Here is a 24,698-nt window from a genome sequence, read left to right as displayed (position 1 = left end):
TTAGCGCTTGTTGGCCGCGTCTGAGAGACTAGGTATATGAGCACACCACAACAGGCTACTGTTACTGTCCACCTGATGCGCCACGGCGAAGTGCACAATCCGGATCGTATTGTGTACGGGCGCCTACCCAACTACCACCTGTCCGAGACCGGGCAGAAAATGGTGGGTCTGAGCGCTGAAGAGTTTAAGCGCCGCTCCGATGCCGGGGCCAATATCGTGCACCTGGTCTGTTCGCCGCTCACCCGCACCCGGGAATCTGCCGCACCGATTGAAGAGCTCCTGGGCCTGACCGCTCAGCCCGATGAACGTGTGATTGAAGCCGATAACTACTTTGAGGGCCTGCATGTCAATAAGCAGGAGCTGCTGGGGAACCCCTCACACTGGAAGCACCTGGTGAACCCCCTGCGTCCTTCCTGGGGTGAGCCCTACAGGGAACAGGTTGCCCGTATGGCAGAGGCCATTAAGGACGCCGCACGCACAGCCTATGAGCTGGGGGGTGATGGCGCCGAGGCAATCATTGTGTCCCACCAGCTCCCCATCTGGATGGCCCGCACCTCGGTGGAGGGTGGTCTGCTACCGCATGACCCCCGCGCACGCCAGTGTAATTTGGCTTCCATTACCAGCCTTAAGTTCAAGAATATTTTTGCTCCTGGCAAGCCAAAACTCTCTTATGTTGAGCCTGCTGCGGAGCTGTACTCAGGTGTTATTCAGTTACCCGGGTCATAATAGCCCAGTTGCATCCTCACACCCTCTGACTCGAAAGACCCCTTTTTATGTTGACTCCTTCTGACCTACGAGTGAGCCGTAAGCAGGCTCTGGGGCTCTTTGCTCTGGGCACTGTGGGGCTTCTATCTGCCTGCTCGCAAGGCCAAGATTCTCTGGCATCCCAGGCTGATGCGGGGGACGCTAAGGGATATATTGCCGGTGATGGTAGCGTCACCGAATACGCGCAGGGGGAGCGGGGGCAACCCGTTGAATTTGAGGGTGAGCTGTTTGATGGTTCGGTTGTTCGAGCATCAGAACTGCGCGGTAAGCCGGTCCTGATCAATTTCTGGTACGCAGGGTGTGCGCCCTGCCGCGCTGAAGCTCCCTGGCTCAACGAGCTTCATGAGAGCTATGGCCAGAAAGTTATCTTCTACGGTGCTAACGTGCGCGATGAAAAAGGCACCGCTGAAGCCTTCGAGAAAAAATTCGGGGTTGCCTATCCCTCCTTTAGGGATCTGAACGGCAAGGTGCTCCTTGCCATGAGCAAGTATGTTCCTGCTCAGGCCGTGCCCACTACTGTTGTGCTCGATGCCGAAGGGCGTGTAGCCGCCCGCATCTTAGGGCAGATTGATAAATCGGTTCTCAAAACCCTGCTCGAAGACCAAATCAGTGCCTAACTACGGCCAAATAGTTCTTGATGGCTCACTATGGCTGGCTCTGCCCCTGGCGGCTTTAGCCGGCCTGGTGTCCTTTGCCTCGCCCTGTGTGCTACCGCTGGTACCCGGCTATGTTGGCTACGTTACGGGCCTATCGGGTGGCCAGATGAGTGCCCGCCACCGAACCATCCGCATGTTGGTTGGGATTAGCCTATTCGTGTTCGGCTTCTCTCTGATTTTCGTGCTGATGTCGGTGGTACTCGCTCAACTGGGTGCCGCCCCCTGGCTACGCGGTCAGCGCTGGGTTGATGTGCTCCTGGGAGCCCTGGTCATTCTGATGGGCCTGATTTTTATGGGGCGCTTCAACTTTTTCCAGAAGGACCGAAAAATCGAGGCAAAACCACCGGCAGGGCTGTGGGGAGCACCGATTCTGGGGATGACTTTTGGCCTGGGGTGGGCTCCCTGCATCGGCCCCACCTTTGCCGCCGTCCAAACCCTTGTCTACACCGGCGGGTCAGGTAATACTAAAGCTATTCTTCTGACGCTGGCCTACTGCCTAGGGCTGGGTATTCCCTTCCTGCTGGTAGCCCTGGGGATCAGCAGGGGTGTTAACACCCTGGGGTGGGCACGCCGCCACCGCCTACTCCTGCAGAAACTGGGCGGGGCCATGCTGATTCTTATCGGTATTCTGCTAGCCACGGGGGCCTGGACCTCCATGATGTCCTGGTTCCAAGCTACGGTTCCGGTCTACCAGCTCCCTATCTAAGTATCGGTACTCACCACCACACAAATACCCGCACTCATTACTCAAGGAAATCATGGCTGAGACTCAAGACGCGGCGGCACTCGGGCCGCTAGAAATGCTCCGCTGGGCCTGGACGCAGCTCACCAAGATGAACACCGCGCTCTTCTTGCTGCTCATGCTGGCTGTTGCCGCTGTGCCCGGCTCGGTCTTTCCCCAGCGTATTCAGGACCCTGCAAAGGTCAATGACTACATCAAAGCGCACGAGACGTGGGGCCCTATTGCCGATAAGCTCCAGCTCTTCGATGTCTTTTCTTCAGTCTGGTTCGCCTCTATCTACATTCTGCTCTTTATCTCGCTGATTGGGTGCGTTATCCCTCGCGCTCTCAAACACTTCCGCTCGATGCGCTCTGCTCCTGCGCGCACGCCCAAGAACTTTAACCGCCTACCCCAGCACCGTACCCTCATGATTCCCCTGGGCGAGGGCACCGAAGGGCTCACAGCCCAGCAAGCCATTGAAGACGCTGCTGCTATCCTCAGGAAGCGCCGCTACCGGGTAGAGATCCGCCAGGAAGCAGACGCTGTCAATGTAGCGGCTGAACGTGGCTATCTACGCGAACTTGGCAATATCCTCTTCCACCTGGCCATGATGGGGGTGCTGGTCGCCGTTGCTGTTGGCTCCCTCTTTGGCTACAGCGGCCAAAAGATTGTTGCGGAAGACGAAACTTTTGTGAACTCCCTGATGAGCTATGACTCATTCAGCCCCGGTACAAACTACAACCCCGACTGGCTGGTCCCCTACGCCGCGACCATGGATACCATGACGGTAGAGTACGACCGGCAGAAAGGTTCCCCCACCTACGGGGACGATATTGACTACTCTGCCGAGTTCACTCTCACTGATTCCAAGGGGGAAAGCCGCCAGCAGACCCTCAAGGTCAATGAACCTATCTACTTTGAGGGCACCAGCATCTACCTGCTGGGAAACGGCTATGCTCCCGTCATCAAAATAAGCAATGACGACGGTACCGTAGCTTTTGAAGGCCCCGTGGTAGGCCTACCGGCGGGTAAGAGCTACCTGTCATCGGTGGTTCTTAAGGTTCCCGACGCGAGCCCCGACCAGCTGGGCTTTGTGGGTATGTTCCTGCCTACCGGCGAACGAACTACCGGGGCCGCACCGACCTCAATCGACTCAGACCTCTATAACCCCATGCTGGTTCTTCAAAGCTACACCGGTGACCTGGGGCTCGATAAGGGGGTGCCCCAGAATGTCTATGTGCTTGACCTTGAAAGCCTAACCGGGCTGAATACCATGGCCCAGGGCAACGGTATCGTCCTTGATGCAAGCAATACCAAAGCCACCATGCCCGACGGACACGGCACTGTCGAGTTCCTGGGTGTCAAGCGGTACGCTGGCTTAGAAATCCGCTCGGATCCGGGCCGCCCGCTAGCACTGGCATCCTTTATCCTGCTCTTTGCGGGCCTGATTATTTCGCTCTTTGTGGCTCGCCGCCGTGTTTGGGTGCGGGCCCGTGAAACAGGGGAGGGCGCGGAGCGCGCACTCACGGTCGAGTATGCCCTGCTGGCTCGTGGTGAAGACCCCCGTCTAAGCCTAGAAGCAGATAAGCTCACGGACTTGCTCGCTGAGCGATGGGGACTAGAATTTGATGAAGCATAACCACCCGTGCACACCGGCTCAGCAGGTGCGCCGCCCCATACAGGCCTCGGCCTCCTAACCCTGCTTGTAGCACCTTTTGAATCGAGAAGCCTATGCCAGAAATTAACGAAACGTTCGCCCGCTGGAGTGAACTCTTTATGTACCTTGCGGCGCTTACCTACATGTTTGCTTTCATTGCCTTCAGCTGGGATGTTGCCGCTAACTCGCGCATTACCAAACGGCTTGAAGCCGCCCAGGAGTCCAAGAAGGAACTTGTGGGAGCAGGCGTGGGCGGCAAGTCCGCTTCGGTGCCTGCTGCAGTTATCAGCAGTACCGAGCAAGGAACCGGTGCTCGTGGCATGGGCTACCAGCGTGTGGCCACCGCTAAGATTTCCGCCCATGTGGCAGATTCGGATATGCGCTATGGTAGCGGTGAGCGTCGTCCGGCTGCGCGTGCTGCGGTAGCTATCATGGTGCTGGGCTGCCTTGTTCACGCTGCTGGTGTGGTGACCCGTGGTTTGGCTGCTCACCGGGTTCCCTGGGGCAACATGTACGAGTTTTGCACTACCGGTGCTTTCCTGGTGACTGCTGTGTTCCTGGTGTTCCTGGTTTTCCGTGACCTACGTTTTGTGGGCACTCTGGTTTCGGGGCTGGCCCTCGTGATGATGACAGCGGCCACTATGGGCTTTAATACACCGGTGGGCCAGCTTAAGCCCGCCCTGCAAAGCTACTGGCTGGTTATTCACGTTTCCATTGCGGTGCTGGCCTCTGCGGTCTTTACCATCACTTTTGCCATGGCAGTTCTTCAGCTTGTGCAGACGGCCCGTGAGCGTCAGATTTTGGCCGACCAGGACACCTCATTGACCCGTATGGGCTTTATGCGGTTGATTCCCTCGGCTACCGCGCTGGAAAACTTTGCTTTCCGCTTGAATACCGTGGGTTTTGCGATGTGGACCTTTACTCTAGCTGCTGGTGCTATCTGGGCTGAAAAGGCCTGGGGCCGTTACTGGGGCTGGGACACCAAGGAAGTCTGGACCTTTATTATTTGGGTTGTTTACGCGGCCTACCTGCACGCCCGTGCAACCCGGGGTTGGTCTGGCCCGCCGTCCGCCTGGCTCTCTATTGCTGGCTATCTCTGCATTATCTTCAACTTCACCGTGGTGAACGTCTTCTTCTCTGGCCTGCACTCTTACTCGGGTCTGTAAGCGTTCCTAGGGCTAGGTGCTCAGCGCCGGTCTCTTCTCTGCTGATGGGCAGGGAAGAGGCCGGCTTTTTTTGTGGGTTCCCAGGGTAACTCTTGAAATCTATCTAGGTACATGTTCTACTTAGTGATGAAAGGAGCGGACTATGGCAAACAGCATGTACCCCCAGGCTCTGATCAGAGCCACCCTGCCCCTGGCCATCCTGGCCTGCCTTGAAGCCGCACCAGCCCATGGTTACGGCCTGGCCCAACACCTCGAGCAGTGGGGGTACGGCAAGCTTAAGGGCGGTTCCCTCTACCCAGCTCTCTCCAAATTAGAAGACGCAGGCTTTGTCACTACTAGCTGGACTCAGGGCGAGAAGGGGCCCGCCCGCAGGCTCTACGCCATTACGGGTGCCGGTCACCACCATCTAGAAGCCCAACGCAGCCGGCTGGCGGAACTGGCCCAGCAACTGGGTGCTCTGCCTGTCGCTCTTGCCACCACTGGCTGAAAGATTTTAAGGAGGAGCTATGACAAGGACCCCCTACGAAAGACTGACCGAAGAGATCAGGCAGATTAGTGATCTGTCTGAAGATACCGACTGGGTACAGGCCGCCTTCGCCACCCTAGCCACCAACTCCGTCAAAGCCGTAACCAGCGAAAGCGCAGTGCGGGGCGTTATCCGGCAGGTAGAGGCAACCGGGCAAAGCCCAGCCCAACTTTACGGCCCGCCGCAGGAATGGGCCGCCCACAAAATTGCGCTCTGGCGCGACAAGGGAACCCAGGTCTTTCTTGAAGACACACCCCTAGGCCTGAAAGAATTTATTGGCTTAGGTTTGTGCCTGGGGGCCTTCTACTCTCTTCTCTTCCTGCTGGTCTTAGCGCTACCGAGCGACCGCCAGGCCGACCCCAAAATAGGGATGCTAGCGGCCCCCCTGCTTCTGGCTTTCCTTACCCTAGGGGTAGGTGCCCTCTACCAGCGGGCCAATAGGCGCTGGGGGTTTGTCAAGGCTCTTACAGCCTGTGCCCTCTTCACGCTCCTTGGCTCTGGGGCAACGGCGGGCGTCTTTGGGTTGCTCGGTGCTACCAGCACCCGCTATTCCCCCTGGTGGCTCCTACTGATTGCAGCTGTTCTCGGTCTACTGGGAGCCTTAGCCTTCAAACACCTCCCAGAGCCCTCACCGCACAAAGCACAGGAGTTGGTGCCCGGTGATGAAGCTGCCTGGCTATCCGTTTTCATCCAGGAACTGCGATCCCGGGGCGATATGACCGAAGCCCGTGCCCGCGAAGAAGCCTACCGCGTGAGAGAACACCTAGCCTTCAGCCAAAGTAGTGCCCTAGAAGAGTTTGGTGATCCCGTTACCTATGCCCGCTCACTGGCCGGGCAAGGCAAGGTCCCGCCCTACCGCAACCTCCTGAGAGCCTCGCTTAGCCTAGGGGCCTGCTGCTTTTGGGCCTACAGCGCTTTTGCCGTCAATGACCCACAGGCTCTTAGCTGGAAACTACCCATCCTATTCCTGCTCGTGATACTGCTGGTCACGGAGGCCCGTAAAAGCTGGTGCGCCTACCATAAGGCCCAGAAGCCCCTGGCCTAGAAAATCAAGCCTAGAAAACCGGCAAAAATGAGGCCCCCGTAGCAACTGCTACGGGGGCTCAGGTTTATGAGGGACTGCCATCTTCTGGCTTATGGTCGGGGTCCTCGGGATCTTGAGGGTCAGCCCGCTCAGCGTCAGCAGGGTTCTTCAGCCCTTTGCGCTCGCGGTCCTGCTTCTCTCGTCTGGCCCTAGCCTCAAGAAAACGAAGATACTCGGGGTCGTCATCGGGGGCTACCACCGGTTTCTCAACAGGCGTGCCGAAAGAGCCGTACCGTGATTTAGGCGGCCTGCCCAACCAGAACCAGAGCACAGACCCCAGTAAGGGGAACAGAATCAAAACAACCAGCCAGGCCCCCTTAGGTAGGGTCCTTACCAGGCCCCGGTCGCTCTGAGCGGCATCCAGAACAGAAAAAATCCACACACCCACTAGCAGTGCGGCACCGCCAATAATCAAAATAGCTCTACCCATACCCTCTAGTGTGGCACGTTCCAGCCCGCTAGATGAGCTTGTGCGCTGATAGCGAGGTAAACCGACCGGGCAGGGTAGACTGGGGGAGTGAATTTTTTCAAGTACTCCTTGCTCCGACTCAGTCTTGCGGCTTTAGCTTTCTTCGCCGCCTACTATATTGGGGCGGGCCTTTACCTCTCCGCTATCTGCGGTGTCATCATTGGGTTCGCAATCTGCTACCTTGCCTTCCCCCGCCTGCATGTTGCCGCCGCTGGCGATTTTAACCGTCTGCTCAAGCGCAAGCCCCATGAGAAGACTACTATCGCTGAAGAAGATCAGGCCGTCGAAGACCAAATCGACGAGGCCAACCGCTCACATCAGAGCCTCTAAAACACTATCAGGGACGCCCCACCGGGGCGTCCCTGATGCGTTGATGGGGTACTTATCTTATGCGGGCTCTGAATCACCAGCTGGCTTTAGTAACCGGTAAAGACCGTAGCCCGCTCCGCGAAGATCTCTAAGGGGTGGAGTATCACCGCTAGGGCAATAAAAATTGAGTAGCAGAGGGCTATAAAGCCCGCCTGCTTGAGCACGGGAATGAGCTGCAGCCCCAGGGCACCGGAGAGCACTACCAGGCAGGAATGAACGACCGGGCCAATCAAAATAAAGGTGAGAACAAACCAGGGATTACTGGGGACCAGCAGAACAGTTAAACCTAAGCCCAGGGCCATCTCTACGGTGTAGGTCAAGCGTGAAACCCTGTCCCCCAGGCGGACAGCCAGGGTCCTCTTGCCGGCCTCAATGTCGGTGGGTATATCACGGACATTATTGGCCATGAGCAGGGCGCAGGAGAAGAGCCCCATAGCCACGGCACAAACCCAGGCGGTGAGAGTAAGCTGGGCAGTTTGGGTGAACATCGTACCCAGGGTAGCGACCAAACCAAAGTAGATAAAGACAAAGATATCGCCTAGACCCAGGTAGCCGTAGGGGTGCTTGCCGCCGGTATAACCCCAGGCCGCCAGCACCGCAGAAGCACCGATGGCCAGGAACCACCACTGCTGGGAGAGCATGATCAGCCCCAGGCCGCTCAGCCCGGCAAGACCGAAGCAGAGGAAGGCAGCTAGCTTGACCTGGTAGGGCTTGGCAACTCCCGATCCGACCAGGCGCAGGGGGCCAACGCGCACCTCGTCTGTTCCTTTAACGCCGTCGGAGTAGTCGTTGGCGTAGTTGACCCCCACCTGCAAGAAAAAGGCCACCAGAAAGGCCAGTAGAGCCCGTTCTGGCCTGAACTCCTTGACTTCGTAGGCGGCGGCGGAGCCAGCAATGATAGGTGCGGCGGCCAGAGGGAGGGTGCGTAGGCGCGCTCCTTCAATCCACTGTGCAACTGTTGCCACTGCTTGCTCCTTGTACTTTATCGGGGTAATTGGCGGGGATAACCCACATAAACACCCTATTATCCCACTTTTTACTGGGCTAGGGGTTTAGCCGGTGCGTGAGGCCCACCGCGTGGCCAGGTTGTCCTTGACTGTTTTCCGGTCGGATTTGCCCGTGCTGAGGATAGGGAAGCCTTGCGGGAAGAAGTCAATGAGCTTGGGTGCTGAGGCCGGGCCCAGCTGGTGGGCAACCCACTCCATCAGTTCGCTGTCCAGGTTTTCAGGCCGGTGGTTGGCGGCTGCATCGTTTGCTCCGGCTAGGGTCACGGCGGCGGAAATAACCTGACCCCACCGAGGATCGGGGAGCCCAAAGACCAGGGCCTCCTGAACGAGCGGGTGGCTTTCGAGAGCGGCGGCCACCTGCCGGGCACTTGTCTTGATACCACCGGAGATGAGCACATCGTCGCTTCGCCCCTGCACGGTGAGCCTGCCGGTGGCGGCATCAAAACTACCGAGGTCGTCGGTGCGGTACCAGCGGGTGCCGCTGGGGTCGATGAAAAAGTGTGCGGCTGTGCGCTGGGGGTCCTGCGCGTAGCCGCTGGCAATGGTCGGCCCGCCCAACCAGATTCTGCCGGGTGCGCTGGTATCTTCCGCCGGCTCTATCTGCACGCACACACCGGGCAGGGGGGTAGCCTCGTAGACGCAGCCCCCGGCTGTTTCGGCTGAACCGTAGGTTCTGATAACGGGCAGATGTAGTTGCCGGGCCGTCGCGATCAGCTGGGCGCTGGAGGGGGCACCACCGAGCAGAACAGCCGAGAAGGAACGCAGGGCGTCCACTGCGGCCTGGCGCAGGGCGACATCCGGTGTTTCAAGCAGCCGGTGGAGCTGGGTCGGCACGAGGGATACCAGCCGCTCGCGGGCAGTGAGCCGCTCTGCACTGTCTACAAAGTCGCGGGCACTAAAGCTGGTTCCCTCAGCAATGGAACGGGTGAGTACGGGCCGGGTACCTGCCAGCACTGAGCGGGCTAGCACCTGGGCACCGGCAACATAGTGGACCGGTAGAGCTAGGAGCCACTGGGCTGAACTGCAGTCGGTTACCCTGCTGGTTGCGTCGGCAGAAGCACGGAGGGCACCTGCGCAGAGCACAATCTTTTTAGGCCGACCGGTAGAGCCGCTGGTGGCTACGACAAGCGCCGGAGTGGTGGGGTTTTCATCAACCTGCCTAAAGGCCCTACCAAAGAGGGCCAGGGAACGCTCCACCTGTTCCTCTACTGCACCGATTGGTGCCCCATCCACCATGACGGCGGAGCCCGGGCTGGGCAGGGGCGGTGCAGGTAGGGGGGTGAGCTGGTGTCTGTGCATGATGTTCTCCAGTTTACGCCTGGGCGGTGAGTGGCTCTTAGCCCAATCCGCTTGATAGTGTTGTGGGTAACAGTAATGCTAGGGGTGGCCCCTGGTAGAAGAAAGGAAAATAGTGTTTTCTATTGGTGCTGGTGGGGTCTTTGCCTTGCTAATCCAGCTAGCGTTCTTTGGGTTGGTCTTTTGGGCCATGCTGGTTTTCCACAAGAAGAACAAAGCTGAGATCCGGGTAATTCGTAAGCGCCTGGGCTTGGGACAGGACCTTGATGCTAGGGGAGGCAAGTAGCCATGAGCCTGATTCTTGCAGACGGGGCTAACCCGCTGGCACCCACTACTGGTGAACTGGTTATCACTATTGTTGGCCTGGTCTACCTGGTGGCAGTGCTGACTCTTTTTGTTTTCTCCATTGTGGTGCTCTTGACTTGGGTGCGCAAGAATAAGCTGCGCGTCATTGAGCTGGAATTTGAAGAACAGGCCATCGACCGCCGCCGCGCTCAGGGTGGGCAAGAGGCAGAGTAGCTGTTGCCTCTTGCGCACCGACATGCGGAGGCCCCCTTTCAGTTGCGCGAGAGAAACCGCGCAGGTGGAAGGAATACAGCGAAAATACGTGAGCGCATTCTTGATGATAAGGGAATAATCCTTGCTCGGGAGCCTCAAAACATAAGCAAAGGGCATCCCTGCACCCGATAGATGCTTGTACCCCAACTCTGTGCTCCTAAGAAAAGGAGCCTGGGCCAACAGCAAATACTGCTTTATCTCCAGGGGTTTAATGGTTTGAATTTATATCACATAATTATTGAACGCCGGTATTTCTAGGAGGGCCTGGTGGGAAATGAAATTGATAATCGAATTGTGTTTCTGGTTGGAAACGGTTTTGATATATTTGCTCTTAAACATGTAGGGAGTAAGTGTGCCACCTCTTTTGAGTCATTCTATTATTTTTTTAAAAATGAGTAATTTTAATGAAGAAAATTTACTTCTTGAAAAATGGAGGGCTTGAAAGACGATGGTACACCAAATTGGAGTGACTTCGAATCGGCACTAGAAACTGTATATAAAGGACTTCCTGTGTTGGACGGCTTGAGGAAGGCCTGAATGAAATACAGATTCAGTTTTCAAATTTTTTAAACTTCGTTGTTAATGACCATGTTTTAGAGTCGATAAACAAGCTAGCTGGAGATAATCAATGTGAATCTTAAACTTACGGAGGTTTTTGGGCGACCTAAGCTGTATCAAGCTTGATTCTCTGGGTTTTACCAGGAGCACAGGTAATCATCAGAAATTAAAGTTTGATATTTTTAACTTTAACTATACTTCGTTGCTCGATAATTTCCTGTACCTGGGAAAAGCAATTTGACCCTCATCCCTTTGCCACTGTCGAAAATAACTTCAAGTTCTCCCCGAATCCTAGAGGTTTGAATCTATCCACTGCCTTGTAAAAGCCGAGTTTTGGTGCGTCCATCTGATTTTTCGTTGAGGCTATTCGTAGTGGTACCTGACTGCCGCGATTCTGATGGTGTCGTCAACGATTTTATAAACCAGCCTGTGCTCCTCTGTTATTCTGCGGGACCAGTACCCCGAAAGATTATTGCGCAGAGCTTCCGGCTTGCCAATGCCCTCATTGCCATTGCCCTGAATATCTTTGAGCAAGGCGTTGATCCGTTTAAGCACCCTACGGTCCTGGGCCTGCCACCACAAGTAATCTTCCCAGGCGCTCTCACTCCACAACAGTTTCATAGGCTCGCTAACCTTCTGCAAGGGTATGAGTTTTGCCCTGACCAGACTCAAGCTCCTCAATTGAGTTAAGTAAGCGGCGTGCATTGGCGGGGGAACGCAAAAGATAAGCTGTTTCCTTGAGAGACTCGTACTCGGCCAGGGAAAGAATTACGGCAGGTTCGCGCCCAGCGCGGGTAATGATTACTTCTTCACGGTCATCAACCACAGAATCAAGTACCTGGGCGTATCTAGAACGTGATTCTGTGTAGGTCATAGTTTTCATAAAATCCTCCTGTACAGGAAACTGTACCTATGCTGAACCTATTCGACAAGGTAAAGTGCGCAAAGAAATACGGGGTTTCCTTCCAATTGCGCGAGAAAGCCGCGCATTCGACAGGAAACCCCGCATCTGGGTAAAACCGGTGGGGAAGAGAATCCTAGAAGTAGTAGGGGTAGCTTTCCCAGTCAGGATCGCGCTTCTCTAAGAAGGCGTCGCGGCCCTCTACCGCCTCATCGGTCATGTAAGCCATACGGGTTGCCTCACCGGCAAAGACCTGCTGGCCCACCATGCCGTCATCGGGCAGGTTAAAGGCGAACTTGAGCATACGGATAGCCTGCGGCGACTGGCGGGCAATATGCGCCGCGTACTCCAGGCCCTTCTTCTCTAAGTCAGCGTGCGGCACTACCTCGTTCACCGCACCCATTTCGTACATACGCTGGGCATCGTACTCCTTGGCCAGGAAGAAAATCTCGCGCGCAAACTTCTGGCCCACCTGCCGCGCCAATAGTGCCGAGCCGTAACCCGCATCAAAAGAGCCCACGGTTGCGTCGGTCTGCTTGAACTTACCGTACTCCTCAGAGGCAATGGTCAGGTCCGCGACCACGTGCAGGGAGTGTCCGCCACCTGCCGCCCAGCCGGAGACCAGGGCAATGACCACCTTGGGCATGGTACGAATCAGGCGCTGGACCTCCAGAATATGCAGGCGGCCCGCGCGGGCAGGGTCGATGGAGTCGCGAGTCTCGCCCTCGGCGTAGCGGTAGCCATCGCGGCCGCGAATACGCTGGTCCCCGCCGGAGCAGAAGGCCCAGCCGCCGTCCTTGGGTGAGGGGCCGTTACCGGTCAAAAGTACGGTGCCCACGGTGGAGGTCATGCGGGCGTGATCCAGTACCCGGTAGAGCTCATCAACGGTGTGTGGGCGGAAGGCGTTGCGGACCTCGGGGCGGTCAAAGGCGATCCGTACGGTGGGAAGGTCCCGCACAATTTCGCCGGTAGTCTTGCGTTCTACCTGCCGGTGGTAGGTGATGTCTGTAAGGTCTTCAAAGCCCTCGACCAGTCGCCAGGAGTGGGGGTCAAAAATATCGGAAACTTGTGCGGGAAGTTGGTTAGTCATGCCACCAGTTTACCCAGGCAAGTACAGAAGCAGGCGCACGGGGGCAGGCAAGCTGGTTGGGGGCTGGAATACATTGCCCAGCGGGTGTGAGCGAGCCGGGCAAGAGGGGCGCTTGCCACTGCTGTACCTGCTGTTAGGAATGGACATAAAACCGCCCCGCTATCCTTGCCTTGGGGCAGATAGCGGGGCGGTCTTATCTCTTGGCTGAGGCGCTTGTTAGCGAGTAAGTTCCACGGCGCGGTCGAACTCTTGGTTGATTTCCTGGGCCTGAACGGAGTCACCCTTGTAGGTGGCTATCGAGATCAGGTAGGCCACGAGCAGGTTAATCAGGAAGCCGGGGACAATCTCATACATGTAACCGGAGAGGGTGTCGTTGTAACCCCAGATGAAGACGGTTGCTGTACCTGCCAGCATACCGGCAACCGCACCGGCGACAGTCAGCTTACGCCAGTAGAGGCAAAGCAGGACGATGGGGCCAAAGGCGGCACCGAAGCCGGCCCAGGCGAAGGACACCAGGGACAGGACCGACGAATCCGGGTTCCAGGCCAGGGCGGCCGCAATGAGAGCAACAGCTAAAACAGCACCGCGGCCCAGCCACAGCCCCTTGGAGGCGGAGAGCTCCTTGCCCTTGCTGGTGAGCTTGTAGAGGTCCTCGGCCAGCGCTGAGGAGCAGACAACTAGCTGGGAAGACAGGGTAGACATGATGGCAGCGAGAACGGCGGCCAAAACAAAACCTGCGAGCAGGGGGTGCAGGAGATACTGGGACATATCCAAAAAGACTGATTCAGCGTTTTTGGTGTCGGTTAGCTGAGCCTCAGGGTGACGGGCAAAGTAGGCGATACCGATCAGACCGGCGCTCATAGCGCCGATAATTGTCGCTAGCATCCAGGAGATTCCGATACGGCGGCCGGCGCGGGCATCAGCTACGGTGCGCAGACCCATAAAGCGCACGATAATGTGGGGCTGCCCGAAGTAGCCCAGGCCCCAGGCCATGGAGGAGAGAATACCCAGCAGACTGGTGCCGGCAAAGAGCGAAAGAGCCGTGGGATTGACGGACTCGATGGTGGTTTCTAGGCCCGAGAAGCCGCCCACATAGAAGAGCGCCATGATAGGTAGAACAATGAGCGCTACGAGCATGAGCAGACCCTGAACCATGTCGGTGTAGGTGGCACCCAGGAAGCCACCAAAGAGCGTGTAGAGCATGGTAATGCCTGCCACCAGCACCATGCCGGTGTGGTAGTTGCCCCCAAAGGTGGACTGGAAGAAAACACCACCGGCCACCATGCCAGAGGACACGTAGAAAGTGAAGAAGATAAGGATAACCACTGCAGAGAAGATGCGGATGGCCCCGTAGGGGTCGCGCAGACGGTTATGGAAGAAGCTGGGGACGGTCACGGAGTTCCGCGATACTTCGGTGTAGCTCCGCAGACGGGGAGCAACAAATTTCCAGTTGAGCCAGGCACCTATGGTCAGGCCGACTGCAATCCAGGCTTCTGCCAGGCCAGTGATGTAGAGCGCGCCGGGCAGTCCCATGAGTAGCCAGCCGGACATGTCTGAGGCTCCGGCTGAGAGAGCGGCGGCTGTTGGGGAGAGGGAGCGACCGCCGAGAACATAGTCATCGAGGTTGTTGTTTTTGGTTTTGGCCCAGATGCCGATGCCAATCATGGCGGCAAAGTAGATGGCCAGGGCCACCAACTGGTAGGTGGTGTTGCTCATGAGCTCCTCTTGGATGTTACGCGCTCCCATAGAGGCCAGCCATAGTTACGGCGGCGGTGGGGCACTGGTGTGGGTATGGTCAGGTGGCAAGTACCCTTGTGAGGTTACTTGAAGCTAGGTCAAACCTAAGATTTTAGCCTGTGGGTTAGCTTACACCTTATAGGTCATTTTGACACTTTCTCCTGGAAGTTCCCATGCTTTCGAATCTGTGATGACCAGCCTTGAGCTGGGCTTAGCAATTCCTCATTTTTCTACCCACCCTTAGGATGTGCTATGTCCGTTGACGGCGGCGCTAAGGGCGATCGCCAAGCGGTTGGTGCGCCATACAATGTAGGCCCCGGAGGCCGCCACCAGCAGAATCCCCAGGTAGGACCAGGGGGTGAGTATCTCACCGAGCAAAACAGTTCCTACTGCGGCTCCGACTACCGGGTCGATAGAGAAGAGGACGCCAATAACGGCGGCACTGGTTAGCTGGCCGGCGATATTATCGGCTGAGTAGGCCAGCGCCACACCTATAATGGCGGAGAGCGCCAGCTTGAACCAGGTGCCACTGTCGAGTTCTGGCACAGCGGGAAGCGAGAGGGGGAGCATGAGCATGGCAGATAAAGCTAGGGACAGAGCCGTGCCCTTGAGTCCGCTGGTGGCTGGTGATGCGGAACCCAACCGTGCCGAATAGAGAGTGTAGCCTGCCATGGCAGTTGCCGCTCCTAGCGCCCAGATAAAGCCCAGGGGGTGATAGCCACCTGCTAGCGTGGGACCGGCAATCAGGACTACACCGACTAGGGCTACCAGGGCAAAGACCCCGTCGCGGAGCCTCCTTACTCCTAGAAGAGCTACCGTGAAAGCACCTAGGTACTCAAAAGTGACAGCAACCCCTAAAGGGATGTAGTGCACAGCATTATAAAAGCAGACGCTCATGAGGCTTAGGACTAGAGCGTATACCAGTACCTGACAGGCGTCCTTTTTACCCAGGGCCAGGGGATTAGGGCGCACCAAGACCCAGAGAACAACCGCCGCAATGAGGGTACGGAGGGCCGCCACCCTGCTGGCCCCCAGGCTCTCAAAGAGAGGGGATACGATAGCTGCCGATATTTGGATTCCCAACGAGCCGGTCAAAATCAGCAGGAAGGCAGCCGTACCCCGGTGTTCGGCGGGGATACGCTCACGCAGGCTTTTGGGGTTCTGAACTATTGGGTTACTCATAGGCTTTATAGGCAGCAGGTACTTTCCAGGAGGGGATCAACCACGATCCAGGGGGCCCGGCCAATCTTGTCCGGTGAAAAGACGCTGAGCATTTCAGCGGCGCTTTCAGGCAGATGCGGGGTGCTGGTATTACCGCCTGAAGCAGTGATCGGGGGGAGCGGGATAGAGCCCGAAATCATCCGTAGAATCTCAGCCTGGCTTACCCTAGCTGCCTGTAACTGGGCAAGGGTGACAGCGCCATCCCGCTTAGCTAGCCTCTTGCCTTGGGTGTTTAGGGCTAGTGGCACATGCGCGTAGGTGGGCACCCCAAGGCCTAGCAGGGTTGCCAGGTAGGCCTGTCGGGGCGCACTGGAGAGCAGATCATCGCCTCGCACCACCTGGGTCACACCCTGATAGTCGTCATCGACAACGCAGACCAGGTTATAAGCGTAGGTGCCGTCATTACGCACCAGCACGAAATCGTCTACAGCGTCGGTATAACTCCCCGCGAAGTAATCGGTGACGGTGAAAGAATCAGTGTGCGCTCGCAGACGAAGGGCGGCCGGTCGTTGGGCGCGACGGGCGGTGCGTTCGCTTTCAGTCAGCTTGCGGCAGGTGCCGGGGTAAGCGCCCGGTGCACCGTGAGGAGCTGAGGAAGCCTCTTGGATTTCGCGGCGGGTGCAGAAACACTCATAGACCAGACCTTCCGCTAGTAGCTTCTCCACAGCGGCCCGGTAGGCCGGTAGTCGTGTGCTCTGGTAGAGGGTCTTACCGTCCCAGTCAATGCCTAGGGCAGTGAGGTCGGCAAGCTGGCCTTCAGCAGCCCCTGCCTTAACCCGGTCGAGGTCTTCAACGCGCATGACAAACCTGCCCCCGGCTGAGCGAGCGAATAACCAGGCCAGTAGGGCCGTGCGGAGGTTCCCCAGGTGCAGGTCACCCGATGGTGAGGGCGCATAGCGACCGCAGGGAGGGAGGGGGTCGGGGTGTGTTTGAGGCATGCAACCAGTGTAGCTGGGACAGGGCCATCCTGCGCCTCTAGGGGGAAATAGGGGCCTCTTAGGGTCTCATGTCTCAGAATCGGGCATAAATCACTGTGGTGAATATGTGACAAAAGATTGCGCTGACATGGCTAGGCAGTTTCACGTAGGGGAGTGTGTCAAGAAATAAGCCCCTCAGAAGCTAATAAAGGGGGAGCGACCTTCAGAATTCAAGTACCTTAGAGAGTATGGCTAGAACTATTGAAATTGCCGATGGTATCTATCAGATCTCAACGGACAACTACCGCCTGAACTCGGGGCTCATTGTGGGAACCGAGAAAGCACTCGTGGTTGAAACCGGTGCAGGCCCACGTCAGGGCGCGGAGATTCTGCGAGCGGTGCGCCGGGTGACTGACCTCCCTCTGGTAGTCGTTAACACCCATGCCCACTTCGACCGTTTTATGGGCAATGCTGTGTTTAAAGCCGACGGTGTGGACGATTTCTGGGCTCACCCCCGAGCGGCCCGCGCTATTGAGGCCTATGGTGATCGCCAGCGTCTTTATGTTGAGGTCCTGGAGCCGGAGATGGCGCACGATCAGGGCCCCAACACCGAACTTGTGACTCCCAACCGTTTGCTCCCCGGTGACGGTAACCGCCCGGCTTTTACCCGTGTTGAGCTCGGTGAGCGCGCGGTAACTCTTATGTATCTGGGTCTTGCCCACACCGACGGTGACGTGCTGGTGGGTGTGGACGATGTCCTCTTCACCGGTGATCTGGTAGAGCAGGGCTCTGATCCTGCCTTTGACGATTCTTACCCTCAACACTGGGTGCGCACGCTGAGAACCCTTGCTGGTTTGGACCGTTACCGGATTTTTGTTCCGGGTCACGGTAATCCCGTGGAGAGTTCCTTTATTGAGCGTATGGCTAGCACTATGGAAGATGCTATCCAAAGCATCGCTGACTCTGCCCTGAAAAAGGTTAAGGGTGCTACTACAGCTTCTATGTACCAGCTACCGTACTCGGGGGGCTCCACCCGTATTTTGCTGGATCGTCTGCTCAAACTTGAGGCTTTTGAGGCTCAGGGTCAGGGCCTTTCTGAGGCTACCTTCCAGGAGAATGTCGCTAGTGGTCTGACCGGACCTATTACTCTGGGCCGGGGTTAGGCTTTTAGCCTCAGAGACCGGAAGAACCTGCACAGAAATAGCTTGATAGACGGATGGCCGCCCAAAGGGCGGCCATCCGTCTTATTCAGGTATAGGAATTTTTAGTAGGCCCATACCCGCTTGTAGGCGCTACGTTGCTTATTCTGTGGGCGGAGCAGGGCAACCTGGATGCAGGTGGTAAAGGCTGCCACCGAAGCGATGAGGCAGAGCGCTGCCATAAAGGCTGAACCGGGAATCGGGTTGGTGTAGGTGACCCAATAGAGGGCGGCGGCGCAAAAACCAACAAAGAACCCTGAAATGGAGAGCAGCGGGACCAGGATGAGACCTGAACGCTGGGTGTTGCTCATGTCGAGTTCTTCGGAGCGCATGAACCGCAGTATCACAAGGCCGAGGACTCCCCAGAGCCCGGTCAGGGTGATAGCTGTTATGACATCACCGGGGCGGTGCCAGCCGTTGATGACGGTTGAATAACCTGCTGCTACGGTGAAGCACATGCTCAGGAGGGCAACAGTGGGCCGGAACCGTTTAGGCGAGGCCAGGAAGAGCGCTAGACCGGAGGCTGCCGCAAAGGTTGTGTGACCTGACGGGGCAGAGTTAATGAGGGCTTCCTGGATGCCTAGGTCAGGTTTGACGATGATGTAATTTTTGAGCACTTGGCTTGAGAGGTTAGCGCCCAAGGCCATGCCCAGGCCTACGAGCGCCGGGAGGAAACGGTGCTTCCAGACCAGTACAAAGAGGATGCCAACGGCCGCAATAATTCCCGCTGCGGCCGGGATGGAGTCGAGCAGGCTGGATGTCTGGTCGGTGTAGGTCATGAATTGGTAGGAGAACTCCTGGAAGGAGACTTCATCGAGTTCTTGGCCAATGGATGTCCCGACGAAGAAGAAGAAAGCGGCAACCATGAGGAAGAAGAGGGTTCCGGCGGCAAAGAAGTGCTGGATGAGGGTCCAGAGGGAGGGCCTGGTCTGCCTGATATGTGACGGGGTGAGCATCTGGAGTCGGCCGGAGGGTGAGTTCTCGCCTGCATGTGCTTCGACCGGCTGGCCGGGTACCCCCAGCATGTGGGGCGGTAGCGGCTGAGCCTGCTGGTAGGAGCGGGCGGGTGCAGTGTGAGCCGGGGCATAGAGGGGCCGGGGCTGGCGCTGGGCAGTCAAGGGGGCTTGCTGCGCCGTTGGAGTTTGCTGGGCTACCGGGCGTTCTTGGGCGTTACTTGCTGCGCGTGCTGCGCGTTCCTGCCTGACCCGCTCAGCTGTCTGCATTGCTTTTGCTTTTGCAGTGGCTAAACCAGTTTTGGCGGCGTTTATTCCCTGTAAACCGCTTTCTTGCAGTTTGGTTTTGAGCTCATCGCGTTTGAGTGGCACGGTAGGGTCAGCCATGGTGGGGGCTGCTGGGCGGCTTGAGGGAAGAACAAGGGTCGCATCGGGATCGGGATCAAAGGTTCCGAGAGGGGCGGTAGGTGCACTATCTTGGGAGCTCTGGGGCGCTGTTTGCTGGGCGGATACCGGTAGCACAACTGTCGCGTCTGCATCCTCTACGGCGGTAGGGCCCTTATGGGGGGTGGGGGCGGAAAGAAGCATGGTGGGGTCTTGGCCCTCTGGCTGGGGCACCACACGGGTGGTTACGGTGGGAGTAGCCAGCACCTCGGTAGCATCGTCGGGGACGCCTGAGATAGCCCGGGTGTCTCGCTCTTTAAAACTCACAGTAAACCCCAACTACCTTTCTGCCGCCTGTTAGGTACCTTCACGAGCCTATCAAGCAAAATACGCTGAAACGAGTCCAAATAAATAAATTCATTGAGTACTCGAGCTTGGGCTCGCTATATCATTCTGCCAAACTCAGATGGGACTTTCCTGGGAGAAAGCCTAAGGTTTGGGTGGCAATCTAACCCTCAAAATTTTAGCAGTCCTGGGTTGGAGCATGGAGCCAATGCTCGGAGTAGATTAGAGCCTATGACAGCATCGCTACAGCTTACCTCCTTGACCCTGCCCCCGATCAATGAGATTTTAGCCAACACCAGGGTCCTTGCCCTTCCTATGAAGGTAAGGTTCCGGGGGCTTGAGGTCCGTGAGACCGCTCTGATTCAGGGACCGGCGGGCTGGGGGGAGTTCGCTCCCTTCACGGAATACGAGCCTGCTGAGGCTGCCGCCTGGCTTGCCTCTGCACTTGAGGCTGCCTGGTTGCCCTACCCCGATGCCCGCCGAAATAGTATCCCTCTCAACGCTACGGTTCCTGCTGTTGATCCTCAGGCTGTTGAAAGTGTGCTGGCCCGCTATTGCGGGGAGGTTCGTGAGGTCAAAATTAAGGTGGCCGAAGCCGGCCTAGCCTTTGAAGAATCTCTAGCCCAAGACCTTAACCGGGTGAAAGCGGTTGGCCGGGTTCTGCCCCAGGCGCGCCTAAAAGTGGATGCAAACGGTGGGTGGACCGAGGCGCAGGCAGTTCACGCTCTCATGGAACTGGAGGATTATGACCTGCTGTACGCGGAGCAGCCAACGCCCGGCATCGAGAGTCTGGCCAGGGTGAGAGAAGAACTGCGACGGCGTGGAAATGGCGTGCGGATTGCCGCCGATGAGGCGGTCCGCAAAGCCGATGATCCGCTCACTGTAGCGCGACTAGGAGCTGCAGACCTGCTGGTCATTAAGGCCGCTCCTCTGGGTGGGGTTCGCCGTTCGCTGGAGATCGTGCGCCGGGCAGGCCTACCCGTTGTTGTCTCTTCGGCCCTGGAAAGTTCGGTGGGCATTCGTACTGGGGCGGCTCTGGCGGCGGCCCTGCCGGAGCTACCTTTTGGCTGCGGTTTGGGGACGGTGTCGCTGTTCAAGCAGGACGTTTCTGCTTTCCCCCTCGTGGCAGAGAACGGTAATCTTCCCTTACCTACTGTAGAACCCGATGCCGGTCTGCTCGATCAGCTTCTAGCACCACCGGATCGCCAGCGCTGGTGGCATGAACGTATTTTTGCCTGCTACCGACTTTTGGAAAGAGAGAGCCCAAGCTAAGTATTGGCACAAGTGAGTAAGATGGTGGGGTGACTTCCGCCCCAGCGCCCTCATTTATCACCGCAATCAGCGTGCTCGATACCCTGATCCGTTCAGGTATGCGGCATGTTCTTATCTGCCCAGGTTCTCGTTCTGCGCCTTTAGCCTATGCTGTGGGGGCGCTAGCCGATGCCGGAGTTCTTGAAGCCCATGTGCGAATCGATGAACGCTCAGCGGCCTTTACAGCCCTGGGCTTAGCAAAGGCCACCGGTCAACCTGTGGGACTAATAACCACCAGTGGTACTGCGGTAGGGGAGTGCCTACCCGCCCTCATGGAGGCCTACCATTCGGGCCTCCCCCTTGCTCTACTGTCGGCGGATCGACCCGCCCACCTCCAGGGCACAGGGGCCAACCAAACTACCCGACAAGCTGGGCTGGCACCGGCCCACACGCGTGCCAGTCTCACCCTGGAAAACTATTCGGCTGACCCTGCTGATCCCCAAAGCGGCGACCTTAATCGGGCGCTAGCGTCCTTGACCGGGCGGAGCGAAAGTAACTGGAATCTCCCAGCAGACCAACCCCGTGGGCCGGTGCAGATTAACCTGGCCTTTGATACTCCGCTCACCCCAGGCCCTACCGAGCAAGAGATGCTACGGCGTTGGGCGCACAGTCTCGTGCCGCTTGCACAGCAGGGAGTGCGGCTGCTCCCCGAAAACCCAGACCTTTCTGCCCAGAGCTGGCCCCGTTCAGCCCAACTGCCTGAATATAGTTACCCTACCGTTGTGATCGCCGGGGACGGGGCGGGGCCTCTGGCTCAAATTTTTGCTCAAAAATTGGGACTACCGCTTCTAGCCGAACCGTCCTCCCAGGCTAGGTTCTCGCCGGTTGCTGTACCCGCCTACCGCCAGCTACTAGCTGGAGAGCTGGCAGGTTCCATCGAGCGGGCTGTCATCTTTGGGCATCCCACACTCTCACGTCCTGTTGCCGCCCTGATGGCCAATTCAGGTCTTGAAAGAGCACTTTATGCTCCGGTTCCTGCACCCTGGCATGAGCCTGGAGCCCTTGATCTGCACCTGGTACCTACCCTCCAGGGTTTGGCAGAATTTGCTGGGCAAGCTCCCGCTGGCTGGTTAGAGGGCTGGCTAGAAAAGGGCAAAATACAGGAAGAAGAACTCCACCAGCGGGTAGCAGCTTACCGGGCAGGCACCTATAGAGGGGATTTAAGCGACTCGGCTGACCGCACAGCTGCTCTTTCTACGGCCCTTGATACCTGGGAGAAATGCCTTTCTGATGATGCCGTTCTGGTCTTAGGTTCCTCTAATCTGATTCGAGACCTAGACCTGATTGCTCCCTCTGCGGCTTCGAGCCCACTCGTTTTTGCTCAACGCGGGTTAGCGGGTATTGATGGCACTCTGGCAGTTGCTGCTGGTATTTCTTTGGGGCTGGGGCGGAAGGTGCGTGTGCTCTTGGGCGACCTGACCTTCCTGCACGATGTCGGCTCGCTTAACATTGGCCCCTTGGAACGTAAGCCCGATGTTGAGGTGCTGGTCTACGATGACCGGGGCGGCGGTATTTTCTCTACCCTGGAACATGGGACCCTTGCCGCAGATTCCCGCTACACTGCAACCGTTCAGCGGTTTTTTACGACTCCACACACCGCAAATCTGCAGGCGCTAGCCGGAGCCTGGGGAGATAACGGGTTTAGTCTACGGGTCGTTACCCCCTAGCCGCTCAGACAGCAGAGAAAAGCCGGGGTCCACACTGACTGGTGTGGACCCCGGCATTTGTTTCTACCGCTGGGTGAGCAGGAGTTAGGCTTCGTGGGCCCAGGGGGCTAAAGTATCAGCCTGTTCATCATCGGTGCCCGACTGATCGGGGTGGCGTGACAGGTGAACCAGAGCGGTAGCTAGCCCGCCCCAGATGAGTGCGATAGCAACAATGAGCATGATGATTGCTGATGAGCTCATAATTATTTACCTCCCTGGGCGGTTAGGTTCTTGACGGTAGCATCAACGTGGTCATGCACAACCTTGCCACCGGAGATCGGGGGAGCAGGGGGAGTGAGCGCCGCACGCGAGGTCTTTGACCAAGGCAACATCGACAGGATGACAGCTGCTACAAGAAGAGCAATGACCATGCCCCAGCCGAAGATGTTGAGCATCTGGTCAGGGTAGCCACCGTAGGGTTCCTTCATCAGGCCGATAAAGGTGTTGATCAGTGAGTAGCCCAAGATGATGGGTGTGATAACTGCCAGCAGTAGCATCCACAGGCGACCCATCTTCCAGGAGGAACGCTCATTGAGGTGATTGCGCAGAATGGGCAGGCCGCGGAGCAGGTAGGCCACTACAATGATGGAGACCAGGCCTGCTGCCAGAATACCGAACTGGTTGACAAAGTTATCGAGAATATCCAGAACGTAGAGGCCCGAGGTGGTTGCCATCAGCACCGTTGAAATAAGAGCGATAGGTGCAATCACAAACAGGGTGGAGCGGACACGGCCCAGATTGAACTTATCTTCAACGCCCGCAACAATAACCTCGATAATTGAAATCATGGAGGTAAAGCCTGCAAAGAGCAGGGAACCGAAGAAGAGCACACCAATGAAGGTACCACCGGGGGCCTGAGAGATGATGGTAGGGAAGGCGATAAAAGCCAGGCCGATGCCGGAGGTCGCCACCTCAGAGACTGAGGTTCCAGCTGCGGTTGCCATAAAACCAAGGGCTGCGAAAACGCCAATGCCTGCCAGGAGTTCGAAAGACGAGTTAGCAAAACCAACGACAGCACCGGTACCGGTCAGGTCGGTCTTGTTCTTGAGGTAGGAGGCGTAGGTAATCATGATGCCAAAGCCGATGGAGAGCGAGAAGAAGATCTGGCCGTAAGCTGCAACCCATACTTCGGGCTTGGTGAGGGCACCCCAATCCGGTGTGAAGAGAGCGTCCAGGCCGGTCATAGCGCCATTGAGGGTCAGTGAGTAGCCCACTAGCACGATAAACATAATAATTAGGACGGGGATAAAGAAGAGGTTAGCCAGACCGACACCTTTCTGCACGCCCAAGGACATAATGACTGCGAGCAGGACCCAAATCACCACAATGGGAATCAAGATCCCGGGTACGAAGTCAAAGGTGAGGCCGGCGGGGTCAGCTACCTGGAGGACCTCAGAGAAGAGGAAGGTCTGGGGGTCATCACCCCAGGCGTGATCAAAGGAGTAGAACAGGTAGCGGGCCGCCCATGCCAGAATCGCCGCGTAGTAGATAGCGATAATGAAGTTGATGCCCATGTGCCACCAGCCGATGAACTCAGTCTTGCGGTTCAGACGGCGGAAAGCCAGGGGGGAGGAGGCACGTGCCCGGTGGCCGATGACGTAGTCGAAGAAGAGGAAAGGTAGGCCTGCGGTCAGCAGAGCAACCAGGTAGGGGATCATGAAGGCACCGCCGCCGTTATCGTAGGCAACGTAGGGGAAGCGCCAGATGTTACCGAGGCCAACGGCGGAACCGATGGCGGCAAAGATAAAGACCTTACGGCTGGAGAAGCCTTCTCGTTTTTGAGGCGCTGAGGTCTTGGTCGTACTCATGTGAGTGTCCCTCGCTCATGGATAGAAACTAAAACTGCACCTGCTAGAGGCGCAACCGGTGGTGTGAACACTGGTGCCGGGGGTGGTGGCTGGTTCATAAGGAATCCGCTAAGAGGTGATGCGGTGGCCTCGGAGCGGGGTGGGCTCCTGGCAGAATCCTGTTAATCTTTCTTGTAGTATCTTCGAAGAGCGGACAAGTGCGCGAAAAAATCTCAGATAGTGGAAGTTTTCGGGCTATAAATTTAAGCCCGGCCATGTATCTTAGCCGGGCTTATAAAATTTTGCCGTGACGCG

General features: G+C 57.3%; 25 protein-coding genes. 13 read left to right on the top strand and 12 right to left on the bottom strand.

Going from position 1 to position 24,698, the window contains the following annotated elements:
- Positions 1-36: 36 nt before the first annotated feature.
- The 7 genes from ACN085_RS05300 to ACN085_RS05270 all read left to right on the top strand — a co-directional run bounded on the left by ACN085_RS05300 (position 37) and on the right by ACN085_RS05270 (position 6,536).
- Positions 37-726 (top strand): histidine phosphatase family protein, encoded by a 690-nt coding sequence (locus ACN085_RS05300; RefSeq protein WP_419099194.1) that lies wholly within the window; start codon positions 37-39, stop codon positions 724-726.
- Positions 727-773: 47 nt separating this feature from the next.
- Positions 774-1,382 carry a TlpA family protein disulfide reductase gene (locus ACN085_RS05295; RefSeq protein WP_419104745.1) on the top strand — a complete coding sequence of 203 codons (609 nt, stop codon included), beginning with the start codon at positions 774-776 and terminating at the stop codon, positions 1,380-1,382.
- Positions 1,375-2,127: a cytochrome c biogenesis CcdA family protein gene (locus tag ACN085_RS05290; RefSeq protein ID WP_419099196.1), complete on the top strand. Its 753-nt coding sequence runs from the start codon at positions 1,375-1,377 to the stop codon at positions 2,125-2,127. Before ACN085_RS05295 ends, ACN085_RS05290 begins: the two co-directional genes overlap by 8 nt.
- 52 nt (positions 2,128-2,179) lie before the next feature.
- Complete coding sequence (gene resB / locus ACN085_RS05285) at positions 2,180-3,781, top strand: cytochrome c biogenesis protein ResB (protein WP_419104744.1); 1,602 nt, start codon at positions 2,180-2,182, stop codon at positions 3,779-3,781.
- A 92-nt stretch (positions 3,782-3,873) separates the two neighbouring features.
- A complete protein-coding gene (gene ccsB / locus ACN085_RS05280) occupies positions 3,874-4,965 on the top strand; it encodes a c-type cytochrome biogenesis protein CcsB (RefSeq protein WP_419110823.1) in 1,092 nt (363 codons plus the stop codon).
- Between the two features lie 142 nt (positions 4,966-5,107).
- Positions 5,108-5,452 carry a PadR family transcriptional regulator gene (locus tag ACN085_RS05275; RefSeq protein ID WP_419110822.1) on the top strand — a complete coding sequence of 115 codons (345 nt, stop codon included), beginning with the start codon at positions 5,108-5,110 and terminating at the stop codon, positions 5,450-5,452.
- A gap of 19 nt (positions 5,453-5,471) precedes the next feature.
- Complete coding sequence (locus ACN085_RS05270; RefSeq protein ID WP_419110821.1) at positions 5,472-6,536, top strand: hypothetical protein; 1,065 nt, start codon at positions 5,472-5,474, stop codon at positions 6,534-6,536.
- Between the two features lie 64 nt (positions 6,537-6,600).
- On the opposite strand, the gene ACN085_RS05265 is transcribed toward ACN085_RS05270, so the two are convergent.
- The gene (locus ACN085_RS05265; protein ID WP_419110820.1) at positions 6,601-7,005 is read right to left on the bottom strand and encodes a PLD nuclease N-terminal domain-containing protein; all 405 of its coding nucleotides are present in this window, start codon (positions 7,003-7,005) and stop codon (positions 6,601-6,603) included.
- A gap of 87 nt (positions 7,006-7,092) precedes the next feature.
- Between ACN085_RS05265 and ACN085_RS05260 the strand changes: the two genes are divergently transcribed.
- The gene (locus tag ACN085_RS05260; protein WP_419104740.1) at positions 7,093-7,374 is read left to right on the top strand and encodes a hypothetical protein; all 282 of its coding nucleotides are present in this window, start codon (positions 7,093-7,095) and stop codon (positions 7,372-7,374) included.
- Positions 7,375-7,460: 86 nt separating this feature from the next.
- Here ACN085_RS05260 and ACN085_RS05255 read toward each other — a convergent pair whose 3' ends face one another.
- Together ACN085_RS05255 and ACN085_RS05250 are read right to left on the bottom strand one after the other, a co-directional pair.
- The gene (locus tag ACN085_RS05255) at positions 7,461-8,378 is read right to left on the bottom strand and encodes a 1,4-dihydroxy-2-naphthoate polyprenyltransferase (protein WP_419104739.1); all 918 of its coding nucleotides are present in this window, start codon (positions 8,376-8,378) and stop codon (positions 7,461-7,463) included.
- Positions 8,379-8,465: 87 nt separating this feature from the next.
- On the bottom strand, positions 8,466-9,719 hold the full coding sequence (locus ACN085_RS05250; RefSeq protein ID WP_419110819.1) for an AMP-binding protein: 1,254 nt from the start codon (positions 9,717-9,719) through the stop codon (positions 8,466-8,468).
- 112 nt (positions 9,720-9,831) lie between these two features.
- On the opposite strand from ACN085_RS05250, the gene ACN085_RS05245 reads away from it, so the two are divergent.
- Both ACN085_RS05245 and ACN085_RS05240 read left to right on the top strand, forming a co-directional pair.
- The gene (locus tag ACN085_RS05245; protein WP_419104737.1) at positions 9,832-10,002 is read left to right on the top strand and encodes a hypothetical protein; all 171 of its coding nucleotides are present in this window, start codon (positions 9,832-9,834) and stop codon (positions 10,000-10,002) included.
- Between the two features lie 2 nt (positions 10,003-10,004).
- Positions 10,005-10,235 (top strand): hypothetical protein, encoded by a 231-nt coding sequence (locus ACN085_RS05240; RefSeq protein WP_419110818.1) that lies wholly within the window; start codon positions 10,005-10,007, stop codon positions 10,233-10,235.
- 960 nt (positions 10,236-11,195) lie between these two features.
- Here the strand turns inward: ACN085_RS05240 and ACN085_RS05235 are convergent.
- From ACN085_RS05235 to gluQRS, 6 genes are all read right to left on the bottom strand, one after another.
- Positions 11,196-11,453 carry a Txe/YoeB family addiction module toxin gene (locus ACN085_RS05235; protein ID WP_419104735.1) on the bottom strand — a complete coding sequence of 86 codons (258 nt, stop codon included), beginning with the start codon at positions 11,451-11,453 and terminating at the stop codon, positions 11,196-11,198.
- Positions 11,454-11,460: 7 nt separating this feature from the next.
- Positions 11,461-11,715: a type II toxin-antitoxin system Phd/YefM family antitoxin gene (locus ACN085_RS05230; protein ID WP_419099209.1), complete on the bottom strand. Its 255-nt coding sequence runs from the start codon at positions 11,713-11,715 to the stop codon at positions 11,461-11,463.
- A 154-nt stretch (positions 11,716-11,869) separates the two neighbouring features.
- The gene (locus ACN085_RS05225; RefSeq protein ID WP_419110817.1) at positions 11,870-12,823 is read right to left on the bottom strand and encodes a 1,4-dihydroxy-2-naphthoyl-CoA synthase; all 954 of its coding nucleotides are present in this window, start codon (positions 12,821-12,823) and stop codon (positions 11,870-11,872) included.
- Between the two features lie 216 nt (positions 12,824-13,039).
- Positions 13,040-14,539 (bottom strand): sodium/proline symporter PutP, encoded by a 1,500-nt coding sequence (putP, locus tag ACN085_RS05220; RefSeq protein ID WP_419099211.1) that lies wholly within the window; start codon positions 14,537-14,539, stop codon positions 13,040-13,042.
- Positions 14,540-14,800: 261 nt separating this feature from the next.
- Positions 14,801-15,742 carry an EamA family transporter gene (locus ACN085_RS05215; RefSeq protein WP_419104731.1) on the bottom strand — a complete coding sequence of 314 codons (942 nt, stop codon included), beginning with the start codon at positions 15,740-15,742 and terminating at the stop codon, positions 14,801-14,803.
- Positions 15,743-15,747: 5 nt separating this feature from the next.
- A complete protein-coding gene (gluQRS, locus tag ACN085_RS05210; RefSeq protein WP_419110816.1) occupies positions 15,748-16,719 on the bottom strand; it encodes a tRNA glutamyl-Q(34) synthetase GluQRS in 972 nt (323 codons plus the stop codon).
- Between the two features lie 227 nt (positions 16,720-16,946).
- Between gluQRS and ACN085_RS05205 the strand changes: the two genes are divergently transcribed.
- Positions 16,947-17,861, top strand: coding sequence for an MBL fold metallo-hydrolase (locus ACN085_RS05205; protein ID WP_419099214.1), 915 nt, complete (start codon positions 16,947-16,949; stop codon positions 17,859-17,861).
- Positions 17,862-17,962: 101 nt separating this feature from the next.
- On the opposite strand, the gene ACN085_RS05200 is transcribed toward ACN085_RS05205, so the two are convergent.
- Positions 17,963-19,561, bottom strand: coding sequence for a phosphatase PAP2 family protein (locus ACN085_RS05200; RefSeq protein WP_419110815.1), 1,599 nt, complete (start codon positions 19,559-19,561; stop codon positions 17,963-17,965).
- A gap of 249 nt (positions 19,562-19,810) precedes the next feature.
- Here ACN085_RS05200 and ACN085_RS05195 point away from each other — a divergent pair, with 249 nt between their 5' ends.
- Entirely contained in the window at positions 19,811-20,851 is a 1,041-nt protein-coding gene (locus ACN085_RS05195) for an o-succinylbenzoate synthase (RefSeq protein WP_419110814.1), read from the top strand.
- 29 nt (positions 20,852-20,880) lie between these two features.
- Complete coding sequence (gene menD, locus ACN085_RS05190; RefSeq protein WP_419110813.1) at positions 20,881-22,557, top strand: 2-succinyl-5-enolpyruvyl-6-hydroxy-3-cyclohexene-1-carboxylic-acid synthase; 1,677 nt, start codon at positions 20,881-20,883, stop codon at positions 22,555-22,557.
- An 84-nt stretch (positions 22,558-22,641) separates the two neighbouring features.
- Here menD and ACN085_RS05185 read toward each other — a convergent pair whose 3' ends face one another.
- Both ACN085_RS05185 and ACN085_RS05180 read right to left on the bottom strand, forming a co-directional pair.
- A complete protein-coding gene (locus tag ACN085_RS05185; protein WP_419099218.1) occupies positions 22,642-22,797 on the bottom strand; it encodes a methionine/alanine import family NSS transporter small subunit in 156 nt (51 codons plus the stop codon).
- A 2-nt stretch (positions 22,798-22,799) separates the two neighbouring features.
- Positions 22,800-24,404 (bottom strand): sodium-dependent transporter, encoded by a 1,605-nt coding sequence (locus tag ACN085_RS05180; RefSeq protein WP_419110812.1) that lies wholly within the window; start codon positions 24,402-24,404, stop codon positions 22,800-22,802.
- Between the last annotated feature and the right edge of the window lie 294 nt (positions 24,405-24,698).

Origin of the sequence: Rothia sp. P4278 (assembly GCF_048512945.1) — a bacterium.
Taxonomy (GTDB): Bacteria; Actinomycetota; Actinomycetes; order Actinomycetales; family Micrococcaceae; genus Rothia.
Note: the sequence above shows the minus strand (reverse complement) of the source record. Positions and strands in the feature narration are given on the sequence as shown.